Here is a 14,174-nt window from a genome sequence, read left to right on the forward strand (position 1 = left end):
GGCATTTGAGCCACGATCGCGATCTCGTCGTCCTGACGCAGAACATCTGGGGGGGAGTCGCCCTCTGGGAGCGGCGCCGGGCGATGCTTGCCAGGCTCATCGGCGATCTGCGCCCATGCCTCCTCGGGCTCCAGGAGGTGCACGCGCCGGCGGCGAGCGGCGACCTCGGCCAGGCCGGGGAGCTCTCGCGGCTCGCTGGCGGATACCGGGCCTGGTTCGCGCCGGGCAGGGTCGCCGCGAGCGGCGAGTGCGAGGGGGTCGCGCTGCTCTGCCGGGAGGACATCGAGGTGCTCGACCACTCCGTGGAGGCGCTCACGCTCGATCGCGACGACCCGTTCGAGCGCGACAGCCAGCGCGTCGTCCTGCGCGCCGCGATCCGGCACGCCGGCGCGGTGGTCGACGTGCTCGTCACCCACCTCTCGCTGTCGAAGCGCGCGCGGGCGCGCACCGTGCGCGAGCTCGTGAGCTTCGCCGCGCGCGAGCGCCAGAAGTCGGGGAGCCACGGCGCCGTGCTGATGGGCGACTTCAACGCGCTCCCCAGCGAGGAGGCGGTCTGTTATCTCCAGGCGAGCGCCGGAAATGGCTCCTGGCTCGACGCCTGGACGCAGGCGCACCCCGGCAAGGCGGGCGGCACCTGGCCCGCGGGCCTGCCGCTGCGACGCATCGATTATGTCTTCGTTCAACCGGGCGAGGGGTGGGCGGTCACGCGCTGCGAGCGGGCGCCTTTCTCCGGCTCGGATCACCACGGCGTGGCCGCGTGGCTGCGGCTCGGCGCCTGAAGGGCGGGGCCCCGCTCGCCCGGATCTCCAGCAGATCTCGATGGATGCGGCGTTCGCGTGCAAATTGTACCCGCTGCGGCGGACCGGGTAGGCTTTCGGCACATGAGCAGGCTGCTGATCTTGGGGGCGACCGGGGGCACGGGCGCCGCGTTGATCCGTCAGGCGCTGGAGGCTGGACACGAGGTCTCGGCCTTCGCGCGCACGCCCGCCACCCTGCCTGTCCCCCACCATGAGCGGCTGCGCGCGCTCCGCGGCGACATCATGGATGCCGAGCAGGTCTCGCGCGCCGTGTCCGGCCACGACGCCGTCCTCTCGGCCCTGGGGTCGCGCGGCCTGGGCCCGACGCGCGTCTACTCCGACGGCATCGTCCACGTCCTGCGCGCGATGAAGGAGCACGGCGTCCGCCGCCTGATCGCCGTCACCGCCGCGGGCATCGGCGAGGAGCAGCAGCCTGCGCTCTGGTTCCGGCTCCTCGTCAAGCCGATGCTCCGCAACCGGTATTCCGACATGCTGCGGATGGAAGAGGCCCTCCGCCAGAGCGATGTGGCCTGGACCGTCGTGCGCGTCCCCAAGCTCACCGATGGGCGGCTCACCAGGGAGTGCCGCGCCGAAGTCGACCCCTCTCCGCCGGAGGGCTACCTCTTTGGCGGCCCCACGATCTCGCGCGAGGATCTGGCGTATTTCATGCTCTCCCAGCTGGAGAGCGAAGAGTACCTCCACAAGGCGATCGTCGTGACGTACTGAGGGCGCGGCGCGGTCGTCATCTCTTGACGCAGCCGCGGAGCATCGGTCTTCTGCCGCCCCCGCCGTCGTGGCCAGCCTGCGGCGCGCCTGCGGTGATCGCCACGAATGCCGCGATCGCCGTGATCCTCGCGACGCTGCCGAGCAGAGGCCTCAAAAATCATGATTTTCTCCCCCAGGACCGCTCTCCCATGGTTCCTCGGTCTGGCGCTGATTGCCCTGAGCGGATGTGAGCTGCTCGCCTCGGCGGACCGCAGCAAGATCGATGCACCCGCGGTCGGAGGCAAGGGCGGAGAGGGCGGTAGCAGTGGAGAAGGCGGCAGCGACGGAGAAGGCGGCAGCAGTGTAGAGAGCGGCAACGGCGGAGAAGGCGGCGGCGGTGGGCAGGGCGGCGCGGCCGGCGCTGTGTGCGGCGATGGGGCGGTCAGCGCTCCTGCCGAGATGTGCGACGATGGGAATCGGACGGCCGGCGACGGGTGCGATCCGGGATGCGCGATCGAGCCTGGGTTCGCGTGCGCCGGGGCGCCGAGCGTTTGTACGAGCGGGTGCGGCGACGGCGCGCTGGGCGGCGCGGAGACCTGCGACGATGGCGGCGACAAGGACGGCGATTGCTGCTCGCGCGCGTGCCGGGTCGAGTCCGGCTGCGAGGTCGAGCCGAACGACGGATTCGCCTCCGCCAACGACGCCTTCGCCATCGCGCCCGGCGGCCTTATCCGCGCGTTCATCGACCCCGGATCCGACGTGGACGTGTTCTCGGTGACCGTCCCCGAGGGGTCGATAGGGCGCATCAAGGCAGAGACGCTCGATGGCCCGCTGGGCACGACGTGCAGCTCGCTCGGCGTCGATACCCATGTGACGATCTTCGACGCGAGCCTGGCGAGCATCGAGGACAACGACGATGTCGCCAACGACGATTTCTGCTCTTACCTGGCGCTGCGCAAGCTGAGCCCTGGCGAGTATTTCGTCCGCGTGCAGATCTCCCCTGAAGCGGAGCCCGCGACGTTCGACTACACGCTCTCCCTCACGCTGGATACCTCGGTGTGCGGCGACGGCGTGCTGGAGGATCCGGAGCTCTGCGACGACGGCGACACGACCGGCGGTGACGGTTGCAGCGCCGCGTGCGAGCTGGAACTCCGCTCCCCCGAGGTCGAGCCGAACGGCACCGCGGCGGAGGCGGAGGGGCGCGCCGCGCTCCGGCCGAACGTGCTCGTCTCGGCGGCGATCGAGCCGCTCGGCGAGCTCGACGTCTTCGCCTTCGAGGTGCCGAGCCTCGCGGACGTCCAGCTCGCGACGTTCAGCCCCGGGCGGCTGGACGAGTGCGCCGAGGGCGTCGACACCTTCCTCCAGCTGCTCGACGTGGACGGCGCGACGGTGCTGGCGAGCGACGACGACAGCGGCCTCGAGGCGTGCTCGCTCATCGACTCGAGCGTCGACGACAGGGCGACACGGCTCCAGCCGGGCACGTATTATGTGACCGTCGAGGAGTTCAACAACGACGCCGTCATCCCGGGGTACGACCTCCTCATCGCCTTCACCTCGCTCTGCGGCAACGGGGTGATCGAGGAGGGCGAGGCGTGCGACGGCGGGGAGCGTTGTTCCCCGGAGTGCGCGCGGATCGCGGTGTGCGGCGACGGAGCCATCGACGGCGGCGAGGCGTGCGACGACGGCGGGACCGAGGGCGGAGACGGCTGCAGCGCCGCGTGCCAGCTCGAGGGGACCCTCCCGGAGATCGAGCCGAACGACGCGCGAGGCCAGGCCACCGCGGGTCGGGCGACCGCGGCGGGGGCGCTGTTCACGGCGTCGATCTCTCCGCCGGGAGAGGCCGACTTCTTCGCCATCGACGTCCCCGGCCTGGCCGAGCTGGAGGTGGAGACCTTCGACGCGACCGGCCCGACCTCGTGCCGCGGCGTCGATACCGTGGTGCAGCTCCTCGGGCCCGACGGCGCCGTGATCGCCGAGGACAACGACGGCGGCGAAGGCAGGTGCTCCCGGATCCGCGCCGCGGTCACCGCGCCGGGCGTCGATCACGTCCGCTATTACGTGCGCGTCCAGGACTATGGGGGAGACTCCATCGCTCAATACACCGTGCGCGCGCGGACGACGGCCGTCTGCGGCGACGGCGTTGTCGAGGGCCTGGAGGAGTGCGACGGCGGCGCCGCGTGCGGGGCGACGTGCCAGCGCGTCCCTGTGTGCGGAGACGGCTTCATCGACGAGCCCGAGGTCTGCGATGACGGCAACACAGGAGCCGGGGATGGCTGCGACGCCGCATGTCGGATCGAGGGCGCGATCGCCGAGGTCGAGCCCAACTCGACCCCTGCCGAGGCCGAGGCGAACGGCGCTGTCGCGCCGGGAGCGCTGGTGTCCGGCGCGATCGAGCCGGACAGCGATGTCGACCTGTTCGCCCTGCAGGTCACGACCGTCTCCGATCTCCGGCTCGAGACCTTCGACTCGAGCGGCCCCGCGCGGTGCGCCGAGGGCGTCGATACGGTCCTCTCCCTCCTCTCGCCGGACGGGGCGACCGTGCTCGCGTCCGACGACGACGGCGGGATCGGCGCCTGCTCGCTCATCGACTCGAGGAGCCCCGGCGGGGCCGCGGCGCGCCGCCTGGAACCCGGGACATACCATGTCCGGGTCAGCGGCTTCCCGGAGCAGCCGGGGGCCCGCTACACGCTGCGGGTCTCGCTCGACGCCTCGTGCGGCGACGGCGTGAGGGAGGGCGCGGAGGAGTGCGACGGCGGCGCGGGGTGCAGCGCCCGCTGCGAGAGGCTCCCTGTCTGCGGCGACGGCCTGCTCGACGCGCCGGAGGGGTGCGACGACGGCAATGCCGCGGGCGGCGACGGGTGCAGCGCCGCCTGCCAGCTCGAGGCGGTGACGGCCGAGATCGAGCCGAACGACACCCCCGCGCAGGCCGGGGCGAGCGATCTCGTGATCTCGGGCGACGCGCTCCTCGCGGCGAGCCTCTCCGCGGGCGGCGACAGGGACGTGTTCCGCCTGAGCTTGCCTGTCACCTCGGTCGTACGCCTCGAGGTCTTCGACGGCACCGCGGCGGGCTGCGAGGGAGGCCTCGTCACGACGCTCCGCGTGCTCGACGCGGCGGGCGGGACGGTCGCGACGGACGAGGGGCTCTCCGACGCCGCGTACGCGGGGGGCATCGGCGGATGCTCGGCGCTCGTCGTGGCGTTGCCTTCCGGCGACCACCACGTCGAGGTCGCGGCGCGCGAGGGCGGCGCGGAATTTCCGCTCTACCTCCTCCAGGCCAAGATCCTCGCGCCCGCGGGCGCCGAGGAGGAGCCGAATGGCAGCATCGCCACCGCGAGCCAATCCGTCGGATCCGACGGGTTCATCGCCGGCGCGCGGGCGACCGACGATTTCGACTTCTACGCAGTGGATGTCCCGGAGGGCCGGTCGATCCGCGCGGAGATCATCGAGGGCGGCGAGAAAGCGTGCGAGTCGCTCGAGATCGACAGCCGGCTGTCGCTGCTCGACGCCGCGGGCGCGCTCATCGCGGACGATGACGACGGCGGCCGGGGCAACTGCTCGATCCTCGACGGCACCGGGGACGCCCCGCGGCACCCCGGGGCTCACGCGCTACCGGCGGGGCGGTACTTCCTCCGCGTCCGCGCCGCGTCCGGCGCCTCGGGCACCGCGGCCCTCTTCGCGTACCGGCTGGCCGTCACGCTCCGCTGACGAGCGCGGACGCCGCCGGACGTCCGGGATCACCCTTGGCCCCATCCGGCCGGGACGGCGCGCGTCCGCCGCCGCGCGCCGCGCGTCGCGCGTTGTCAGAGGACCGGGACGCACCCGCCGCCGCGCGATGATTTGATTCGATGTCTCGATATCCCATCATCGCGAGACTGCCGCGCTCCGTCGCGCCGCCGCGCGGTGTGGCTCCGCGGTGCCCATCGGCGCCGCATGGGGGGGCCATACCCACAAGCGCCTTCGCGGGGCGTCTTCGGTAGGTAGGTAGGTAGGTGGGTAGATCGAGCGCCGGGGGCGGCACGGAGCTGCCTTGTGCCTCGCGCGCGCGTCCGCCGCCGCGCGCCCGCCCTGGCGTTCCCCGGCGATTCCCGCCCTCGGCCGCGCCTCGCGGCGCCGCCGCACACCGCCTCTCGGCGCGGGTGCCCGATACTTCGGCCGGATGTAGGCGCCCGCGGGGTGCGTTCACGGCAGAGGGCACGAGTTCATAATCGAGGAGTGCCGGTATTCTCCATGGTTCTAACTCCGTCCTGTTTTTGACCGGAAAGATGCCAGTCAAAAGTACTTGCGTGAGACCGCGGGGAGAATAGTCTCCTGTTGTTCGCGTCATGACCTCGGGGCGGGTTCCTCCGGGAGCGTGACCGTGACGGGACGACGACGACGTGCGTCGCGCCCGTCGGGGCACCGCTCTCCTGGCGCAGGCCCCGGGGGATTGCATCCCTTGGGTGACGATCTGGATAGGTATCTGCATCAAACTTCACCACAGATTCGATTCCTCGGAGGTATTTCTCATGAAGAATTTCGCTCGTTGGGTGCTCGCTTTCGCAACCGTCACGTCGATCTCGGGCAGCGCCTTGGCCATCCGGAACGACTGTATCTACAACGTGTCGATGAAGACCGGGCTGAGGAAGGTGCCCGTCGGTACGACCGTCTGCCAGCTGGCCGAGCAGGCGGGCACCCCGTTCAACGATGAGTGCGGCTACGTGTGCAAGTGGGGAGTCGTGGCGGCCCCGGGCGCCGCCGTCGCCGCCAACATGTTCCTTCGCCAGGCGACGACGATCGGGAGCAACGACTGCGACTGGAACTCCTTCTATTTCACGGACGGGAGCATCTCGCTCCTGCCCTCTGTGCCGATCCCGCCCAGCACGGTGGCGTTCCCGCCCAGCTCCGGCATCACCTCACGGCTCCAGAAGGCGCCCATCTGCAACTTCGTGGGGATGGAGGACGACTTCACCGGCACGATCAAGGCCACGATTCAGTTCTACTCCGCGCTGTCGATGCCCGTGCCGGTCACGTACACCCCGCACTGCTACTGACGGCGTGCCTTTGAGACCGGTCTTCACCGGGCTCTGAGACGGCGCCCGGCGTCCGACCGATCGGCGAGAGCCTCCCTGCAGAAAGCCCATAGTAACGGCCCCGGGCAGGTCGGGGAGGCGCTCGTCGATCGTGTCGTGCGGATTGAGGAGGGGGCGCCGGCGGAACGCCGGCGGCCCCTTTCTCTTCTCCGCCTCCGCCGAGCTCCGGACCGCAGGGCTCTAGCCAGGTCAACTTGTCTGGAGGAACAATGATGCAACCGAGTTCGTCGCAACGGAACCCCTCGCGCCGGCCCTCGTGGATCGCCGCCGGATTGCTCCTGGCCGCCCTCGCCGGCGTCGCCCTCTTCCTCGCCTTCCGCTCCGGGGACGAGCAGACCGCCGGGGCGAGCGGCCCGGCCGCCGGGGCCGAGAAGCACGTCCGCTACCGCAACAGGGCGCTCGTGCGCGGCCCGGCGCCGGCGGCGAAGGAGGAGGCGAAGCCCACGATCAGCGGCGTCGTCTATGGCACGGACGGGAACACCCTCGCCGGAGCGACCGTCGTCGCCATGACCTTCGAGGTCGCCGGCAACGTGCTCTCGACCGCGGGCTCCGTGAAGAGCGACGATGGAGGGCGGTTCGAGCTGACGCTCCCGGACGGCACCTATCAGCTGAGCGCGAGCGTCGATGGATACGGGACCACGTCGACCACGGCGCGCCCCGGCGAGGCGTTGAGCCTCGTGCTGCCGAAGAGCGGCGTCATCGAGGGGCGCGTGCTGGACGAGCGGGGCGAGCCCGTGCGCCGCTTCTCGATCGACATCCTCTCGGCCGTGACGGCGGAGACGCCGGCGACGCCGCCCCTGTTCTCTCGCACGTTCGAGAGCCCGGACGGCTCGTTCCGCGTCGATCAGCTGCCCTCGTGGGATGTCGTCGTCAGGGCGACGGCGGCGGAGTTCGCGCCCGCGTTCTCCACGAACGTCAACGTGCGCGCCGGAGACGTCGAGAAGATGGATCTGACCCTCTCGAAGGGATGTACCTTGATCGGGCAAGCGGTGGACTCGTCCGGCGCTGGGCTGCCCGGGGTGTACGTGGACGCCGAGTCGCTCTTCGCCGTCGGCGAGCTGAGCAGCCTGTCCATGGAGGCCGCCGCGCAGGCGCAGACCGAGGACGACGGCTCCTTCAGCCTGCCGCACGTGCCGAAGGGCACGATCGTCGTCCGCGGCTATGACGGCAGCAACGCCGTGAGCTCGACCGAGATCGAGGTCGCGGGCTGCGACGGCCTGAAGCCGGTGAAGCTCGTGATGTCGCCCGGCGGCAGCCTCTCCGGCGTGGCGCGAGACGCCGAGGGCAAGCCCGTCGCCGGCGCCCGGCTCACGCTCATGCACCGCCCGATCGGCTTCGTGAACACGGTGAGCGACGAGGACGGCAGCTTCAATTTCGACCAGGTCCCGCCCGGCGAGCTCCGCGTCATGATGCGGCGAGGCGAGGAGGTGATGCTCGCGGCGGTCGGCATCGAGGAGGGGAAGAACACGCAGCACGACATCGCCTTTGCGCCCCGGGGCACCGCGGAGATCCGCGGCCGCGTCACCGTGGCCGGCAAGCCGCTCCCGGGGGCTCGCCTCATGGTGGCCACCCAGATCGGGGACGACGGCGCGATCGGCATGTTCTACCCCGTCACCGTGGAGGACGGCTCGTTCCGCGTGTCCGGGCTCCCGGCCGGCGGCTACATCGTCAACGTCGAGTCGACGAGCATCGGGACGGGCGTGCAGGTGAAGGCGGGCGAGGTCGCGACGGCGGATCTCCAGGTGATCGACCTGCCCAGCATGAAGGGCAAGGAGGCCGCGCTCCCGCTGCGGTAGCGAGCTCCGCGAAAGCGCGATCGCCCGGCTGTCCGGAGGCGGAGCCTCCTGGACGGCCGGTCCGCGTTTTCAGGTCACTCCGCCGGGGCGATGGTCAGCGTGAACGGCCCCGAGGAGGCGGCGTTGTAGCTGTCGACGAAGATGTCGATCGGCTGGCCCGCCGTCGCCGTCACCGTGATCGACTCGGGCAACCCGGAGTCGAAGGGATCATCCACGCAGGCGATCTCGCTGCTCTGGTCCGCGCAGTCGCTGCGCGCGTAGAGGACGACATCGGCGTGGCCCTCCGGCGTCGCGGTGATCGTCAGGTCGCCGCTCTCCTCCGGGGTATACCGGTACACGAGCTCCCCGCCTTCGCCGCCGCACCACCCCGTGACGCCCTGCGTGCCCTCGGAGGTGTCGCCCACCGCCGTTGCCTCCGTGAGCGTCGCCGCGGCCGCGCACAGGGGCTCCAGGTTCACCTTGCACGCGCCGCTGCACACGTTGCCATCCACGGCGTCTCCGTCGTCGCACTCCTCCGCGCCGACGCGCGCTCCGTCCCCGCAGATCTCCTCCGCGAAGGACACGTCGAGCGTGTACGACGCGTCCATCCCGTTCTTGCCCTCGATGAAGATGAAATAGGTCTGACCGGGCTCGGTGAGCAGCTCCAGCGGGGCCTCTTCCGGTCCGAACGCAGGGACGCAGCCGAGCAGCGTCGCCTCGTCGTCGCAGCTCTCCCGGATGTACCAGTCGAAGTCGGCCTCGGGCGCCGTCGCCGTCGCGGCGATATGGACCGCGCCCTTCGCCGGCGCGACGAACCCGAACACCCGCTCTCGCATGCCCGTGCCCGTGACGGCCGTGGGGATACCAGGGCAGAGCGCCGCGAACAGGTTGGTGCCGGCCTCCGTCGTGCCGGTGAACCTCCCGCCCGCCGAGACGTCGGTGGCCTCCGCGCACGCCGCGGCGACGCTCTCGACGCACGCTGCCTTCGTCGAGCAGTCGCGCTCCTCGCAGTCCTGCAGGCCGTCCTTGTCCTCGTCCTCGGCGCTGTCGCAGATCTCACCCGACGAGACGCAGAACGCGGAGTCCTCGTCGCAGGCGCCCTCGCACTGCGCGTCGTCGTCGCAGCCGCCAAAGCACATCGTCCACCCGTCGTCGGTCACGTCGACGCACGTATGCCCCGCCCTCCCGCAGTCGGACGTCTCTTCACAGGACTTGAGACAGAGCGAGAAGCTGCCCTGCGGCAGGCACTCGGAGCCCTCACCGCAGGGCAAGAGCGACGTGTCGCAGAGCCTCGTGCAGTAGCCGCCCGCCCAGCCGAACTCCTCCTCGGTCAAGCAGAGCCCGCCGAGGCAGTCCTCGTTGACCGCGCAGGCCTCGCCGTCCGCCTTCCCGTCCGGCGCGATGCCCTCGCCGTCGTCACCGCCCTGGCCGCCCTGGCCGCCCTGGCCGCCTGCGCTGGACGCCGCTCCCAACGGTGAGATCTCGTCGTCGTCGCCGCAGGCGGCGAGCGCGAGAGACATCGCTGTGACCGCCGACAGGGGAAGAGCAAGTCGCATGTTGTTCTCCTCAAAGAGAGGTACAGCGCTCGACCACGGAACGCAGCAAAACTTGCGACAACAGCAAAAAGAGCCTGGATTGACTGGAATTGTTACGTCCGTAACGAAATGTGGTGGTAAGAAAAGAACCCTTACAATCGTTCAATGCTGAGACCGTGGCGTTTCAAAAACGAAACCCGTAGGGGATGTCCCTGACGCATCGCCGCAATTCGGGGTGCTGCCTAGGGGTCGTCCGGATGGCACGATCAGTGCTTCATGGGAGGCAGCGCCGCCGGCGTGGCCTTCGCCCCCCTGAGGCCCCGGCGGCGCTGTCTTTTTGTCGGTCGCCGTCCCGCCGATCGCCGTCGCCACGCCTGAGCCCACTGGCTCGCTGCGCCACGCCGGGCGCGATGGACGCGATGGACGCGCGGCACGCGGGGATCGCGCGCCGGATCGAGCGCCGATCTCCGTGGCGTTGTATGGTCCCGCGCCCCATGGCGACGAAGCTCATCGCTCCCTCGAGTCACCCCCCGAATCAGAAGTTCGAGTGCCGCGACTGCCCAGCTCGGTGCTGCCGGATGCCGTGGAACATCCGCTTCAGCGGCGACGAAGCCAGGCGGTACCTCGCCGAGCCCTGGGTGCGGGAGCGCGTCGGGGAAGAGGGGGCCCTCGTCATCGGGCGCGGCGTGCTGCCCGTGCGGGAGCGGGATCGCCAGCTCCAGTGCGTCTTCCTCGACGACGACATGCTCTGCAGCATGCAGAAGCGGTTCGGCCACGAGTACATCCCGAAGTCGTGCCAGGCGTTTCCGTTCGGGTTCGTCCGCGACGAGAAGGATGTCGTCGTCGCGCAGCTCTCCCAGCTGTGCCCGTCGATCCGCGACAACTACGGCAAGCCCGTCGACCGCCAGCTCAAGGCGAAGCTCCAGCAGCGAGGCGACACGGAGCGGATGTCGACGGCGCTGGCGACGCTGAGCGGCGTGATCCTCCCCCAGCCGCTTTATCTGCGCGCCGCGAGGCACTGGGAAGAGCAGCTCGCGACCGGCGCGTCGCCGGCGTCGACGCTGGCGCGGCTCTACGACTGGACGGCGGCCTTCGAGCGCGCTCTCCCCCAGGGCCAGGGGCGCGCGACGGACGCCTCGGTCGACGCCGCCCTCGGGCAGGCCGGCAAGGACGAGCCCGAGCCGCTCGCGCCCCGCAAGAAGCCCTCTTTCCATGCGCGGGTGCTGTTCGCCTATCTCCTCGGCAACCTCTGCTATCCGTCGCGGGTCCGCGAGCCCCACCGGGTCGAGAAGGCCTCGTGGACGGAGCTCCAGGCGCTGCGCAGCTTCGGGAACAAGGCCGCCTGGATGCTCGGGAGAGGCACCGTCGATATGATGTTCGTCCCGAGGCCGTTCAAGCTCCAGCGGGTGAGGACGGTCGATCGCTTCCTCGCCGGCGACGAGGGGGCCGCCGTGAAGGACTACCTGCGCCTCGTGCTCCAGCGCCGGCACATCTTCTCGGCGCCGAGGCACCTCCTGGCGGCCGTGCTCGACCTCTCGCTGGCCACCGTCGTGATCTCCCGCTTCGCCCGCTGCCGCGCCGCGGCGGACGGCAGGGTCAAGGTCTCCCCGGAGGACGTGCGGGAAGGGATCAGCGTCGCCGAGCTCGTCCTCCTGAGCCACGCGGCCCTCTCGGAGCAAGGCACGCTCATGAAGAACCTGCGCTGGCTCCTGCTCACGAAGCGCGAGAGCTTCCGGGCCCTCCTCGCCACCGAGGCATAGGCCCCTCGCCCGCCTGGTTGGGTCGGCTACCGAGGCAGGCTCTTAGCACCTCGCGTCAACGTCAGGCCGGGCTCGCTTCACCGCCAGCCGCGACTATTCTCGCGCCCACCGGGCCCAGCTGGCCCATGGAGGCACGCGCATGATCGTCATGAAGTTCGGCGGCAGCTCGGTCGAGAGCCGCGCGCAGATCGAGAAGGTTCTCCACATCGTCAGAGCTCGCCTGGCCCGCCGCCCCGTCGTGGTGAGCTCCGCGCACAAAGGCATGACCGACGCGCTGATCAACGCCGCCAAGGCCGCCGCCACGGGGCGGTTCGATCCCTCCCTCCCGGTGAACAAGCAGCGCGCGGTCGCGGAGTCGCTCGGCTGCGCGCCCGACCTCCTCGCGCCCTTCTACGAGGAGATCGCCGATCTGCTGCGCGGCATCAGCCTCGTCAAGGAGCTCAGCCCGAGGAGCCTCGACTACATCGCGAGCTTCGGAGAGCGGATGGCCGTGCGCTGCATCGCGGACTTCTTCGCGCGGAGCGGCGTGCCGGCCCGCGCCTACGACGTCTGGGACCTCGGCTTCATCACCGACGCGAACTTCGGCCGCGCGCGCCCGCTGCCCGGCTTCGACGCCCGGATCAAGGCCATGTTCGCCGAGCGCGTCCCCGAGGAGATCGTGCCGATCGTCACCGGCTTCGTCGGCCGCAACGAGGCCGGCGAGATCACGACCGTCGGCCGCAACGGGAGCGACCTCACGGCCACGCTGGTCGCGGCGGGGCTCGGCGCCGAGGAGGCGCAGATCTGGAGCGACACCGACGGCGTGATGACCGCCGACCCGAGCGTCGTGAAGACGGCCCGGAACATCCCCACGATGCGCTTCGAAGAGGCCGCGGAGCTCGCGTTCTTCGGCTCCCGCGTCCTGCACCCCTCCACGCTCCTGCCCGCCATGGAGAAGGGCATCCCTGTGCGGGTGCTCAACACGAACCGGCCGGATCACCCGGGCACGGTCATCGACTTCAACACCGACGCCGCGTCCCCGCCCGTCACGAGCATCGCCTACCGCGAGCGGCAGGTCGTGCTCAAGATCAGCTCGACCCGGATGTTCGGCGAGGTCGGCTTCCTCGCGCAGGTGCTCGCGGCGCTGGCCCGGCACGAGGTCGTGATCGACGTGATCACGACGTCCGAGGTCTCGGTCTCGATGACCACCGACGACCTCGGGAAGCTCAGCCGCGCGCTGCCCGAGCTCGAGCAGTTCGGCGCCTGCGAGATCCTGCCCAACCGGACGACCCTGGTGATCGTCGGCCAGGGCATGCCCAGGCAGAAGGGCGTCGCCGCGCAGGTGCTCGACGCGATGGCCCAGGCCGGCGTCAACGTCGAGATGCTCAGCTACGCCACGGGCAGCGTCAACCTGTCGATGGTCATCGAGGACGCGCACGTCGCCTCTGCGGTCGGCGTCCTGCACCACTCCCTCTTCGAGAAGGCGCGGTGACGCCTCGTGGCGCGCCGAACCGATTGAACCTCGAGAAACAGGAGAGATTTCACAGGGAGACGGGGAGACGGGGAGATTTTTTATTTCCTTTCTCTTCCTCCTCGCCTCCCCGTCTCCCTGTCGTTTTCTCCCGGATCCTCCACGTGATCGGCGTTCCTGCCGGGTGACGCGACGTTGACAGGCGTGACGCGACGCGGGCGCCGCAGTAGGCGTAGGCCTCGGTCGGACCAGGCGTCCGGCCCCGGGGAGACCATGACGGCGGCACACCTCGACGGCGGCGCGACGATCCCGCGCGAGAGCACGACGGACATCCTGCGGCGGATCGAGGCCGCGTACGGCACCTACGCCACGCGCCCCGCGCTCGCGTTCGACGCGGACGGCACCCTCTGGGAAGGGGACGTGGGCGTCGACCTCTTCGAGGCGTTCCTCGCGGGGCGCTGCGCGCGGCCCGAGGCGGAGGCGGCCCTGCGCCGCGAGGCCGAGGCGTTCGGCGTCGCCGCGGAGGGCGGCGCGCACGAGATCGCGAGCGCGCTCTACGCGGCGTTCAACGCCGAGCGCTACCCGGAGGACAGGGCCTTCGCGATGATGGCCTGGGCCTTCGCGGGGTGGCGCGAGGACGAGCTCGCGGCGCTCGTCGACCGCGTGCTCGAGGAGAAGGGCCACGCCGGGCGGATCCGGCCCGCGCTGCTGCCGATCCTCGGCTGGGCGCGCACGCGCGGCGTCCCGGTGTTCGTCGTCTCGGCGTCGCCGCGCGCCGTGATCGAGCGCGCCGTCGCGCGCCTCGGCGTCGCGCCCGAGCGCATCGCCGCGATGACCCCGGCCGTCCGGGAGGGCCGGCTCGCCCCCGAGCTCGGCGCGCCCGCGACCTACGGCGAGGGGAAGACCCGCGCCCTCGAGCGCATCTTCCCCGAGCTCGCGGTGCTCGCGGCCTTCGGCGACAGCGCCTACGACGCCGCCCTGCTCCGGACCGCCCGGGTGCCCGTCGCGGTCTCCCCGAGCCCCAAGCTGCTCGCGGTCGCCGAGACGATCCCCGGGCTCGTCCTGCTCGCCACCTGAGCTCTT

At 70.9% G+C, this 14,174-nt stretch carries 9 protein-coding genes; 8 read left to right on the forward strand and 1 reads right to left on the reverse strand.

All coding sequences use genetic code 11. The features are described 5' to 3' along the window. Positions 1-5: 5 nt before the first annotated feature. The 5 genes from WMF22_RS50375 to WMF22_RS50395 all read left to right on the forward strand — a co-directional run bounded on the left by WMF22_RS50375 (position 6) and on the right by WMF22_RS50395 (position 8,367). Positions 6-779 carry an endonuclease/exonuclease/phosphatase family protein gene (locus WMF22_RS50375; protein WP_438034373.1) on the forward strand — a complete coding sequence of 258 codons (774 nt, stop codon included), beginning with the start codon at positions 6-8 and terminating at the stop codon, positions 777-779. 102 nt (positions 780-881) lie between these two features. Continuing rightward, entirely contained in the window at positions 882-1,523 is a 642-nt protein-coding gene (locus tag WMF22_RS50380) for an NAD(P)-dependent oxidoreductase (protein ID WP_437296984.1), read from the forward strand. Positions 1,524-1,682: 159 nt separating this feature from the next. After that, positions 1,683-5,207: a DVUA0089 family protein gene (locus tag WMF22_RS50385; protein WP_438034374.1), complete on the forward strand. Its 3,525-nt coding sequence runs from the start codon at positions 1,683-1,685 to the stop codon at positions 5,205-5,207. An 821-nt stretch (positions 5,208-6,028) separates the two neighbouring features. Beyond that, positions 6,029-6,532 carry a hypothetical protein gene (locus WMF22_RS50390; RefSeq protein ID WP_437296986.1) on the forward strand — a complete coding sequence of 168 codons (504 nt, stop codon included), beginning with the start codon at positions 6,029-6,031 and terminating at the stop codon, positions 6,530-6,532. A gap of 248 nt (positions 6,533-6,780) precedes the next feature. Continuing rightward, positions 6,781-8,367 (forward strand): MSCRAMM family protein, encoded by a 1,587-nt coding sequence (locus WMF22_RS50395; RefSeq protein ID WP_437296987.1) that lies wholly within the window; start codon positions 6,781-6,783, stop codon positions 8,365-8,367. Between the two features lie 74 nt (positions 8,368-8,441). On the opposite strand, the gene WMF22_RS50400 is transcribed toward WMF22_RS50395, so the two are convergent. Further along, the gene (locus WMF22_RS50400) at positions 8,442-9,902 is read right to left on the reverse strand and encodes a hypothetical protein (RefSeq protein WP_438034375.1); all 1,461 of its coding nucleotides are present in this window, start codon (positions 9,900-9,902) and stop codon (positions 8,442-8,444) included. 557 nt (positions 9,903-10,459) lie between these two features. Between WMF22_RS50400 and WMF22_RS50405 the strand changes: the two genes are divergently transcribed. From WMF22_RS50405 to WMF22_RS50415, 3 genes are all read left to right on the forward strand, one after another. Continuing rightward, positions 10,460-11,641, forward strand: a complete 1,182-nt coding sequence (locus WMF22_RS50405) for a YkgJ family cysteine cluster protein (RefSeq protein WP_438034376.1) — start codon at positions 10,460-10,462, stop codon at positions 11,639-11,641. A 139-nt stretch (positions 11,642-11,780) separates the two neighbouring features. Continuing rightward, a complete protein-coding gene (locus tag WMF22_RS50410) occupies positions 11,781-13,112 on the forward strand; it encodes an aspartate kinase (protein ID WP_438034377.1) in 1,332 nt (443 codons plus the stop codon). Positions 13,113-13,364: 252 nt separating this feature from the next. Further along, complete coding sequence (locus tag WMF22_RS50415; RefSeq protein WP_438034378.1) at positions 13,365-14,168, forward strand: HAD family hydrolase; 804 nt, start codon at positions 13,365-13,367, stop codon at positions 14,166-14,168. The last annotated feature ends 6 nt before the right edge of the window (positions 14,169-14,174 follow it).

The sequence above is a fragment of the Sorangium sp. So ce204 genome, assembly GCF_051526795.1.
Lineage (GTDB): Bacteria > Myxococcota_A > Polyangia > Polyangiales > Polyangiaceae > Sorangium > Sorangium cellulosum_B.

What these genes read in the sequence shown, in the direction of transcription:
- WMF22_RS50380 (WP_437296984.1), top strand. Translation starts at nt 882, where the DNA reads ATGAGCAGGCTGCTGATCTTGGGGGCGACCGGGGGCACGGGCGCCGCG.
- WMF22_RS50385 (WP_438034374.1), top strand. Translation starts at nt 1,683, where the DNA reads ATGATTTTCTCCCCCAGGACCGCTCTCCCATGGTTCCTCGGTCTGGCG.
- WMF22_RS50395 (WP_437296987.1), top strand. Translation starts at nt 6,781, where the DNA reads ATGATGCAACCGAGTTCGTCGCAACGGAACCCCTCGCGCCGGCCCTCG.
- WMF22_RS50400 (WP_438034375.1), bottom strand. Translation starts at nt 9,902, where the DNA reads ATGCGACTTGCTCTTCCCCTGTCGGCGGTCACAGCGATGTCTCTCGCG.
- WMF22_RS50405 (WP_438034376.1), top strand. Translation starts at nt 10,460, where the DNA reads ATGCCGTGGAACATCCGCTTCAGCGGCGACGAAGCCAGGCGGTACCTC.
- WMF22_RS50410 (WP_438034377.1), top strand. Translation starts at nt 11,781, where the DNA reads ATGATCGTCATGAAGTTCGGCGGCAGCTCGGTCGAGAGCCGCGCGCAG.
- WMF22_RS50415 (WP_438034378.1), top strand. Translation starts at nt 13,365, where the DNA reads ATGACGGCGGCACACCTCGACGGCGGCGCGACGATCCCGCGCGAGAGC.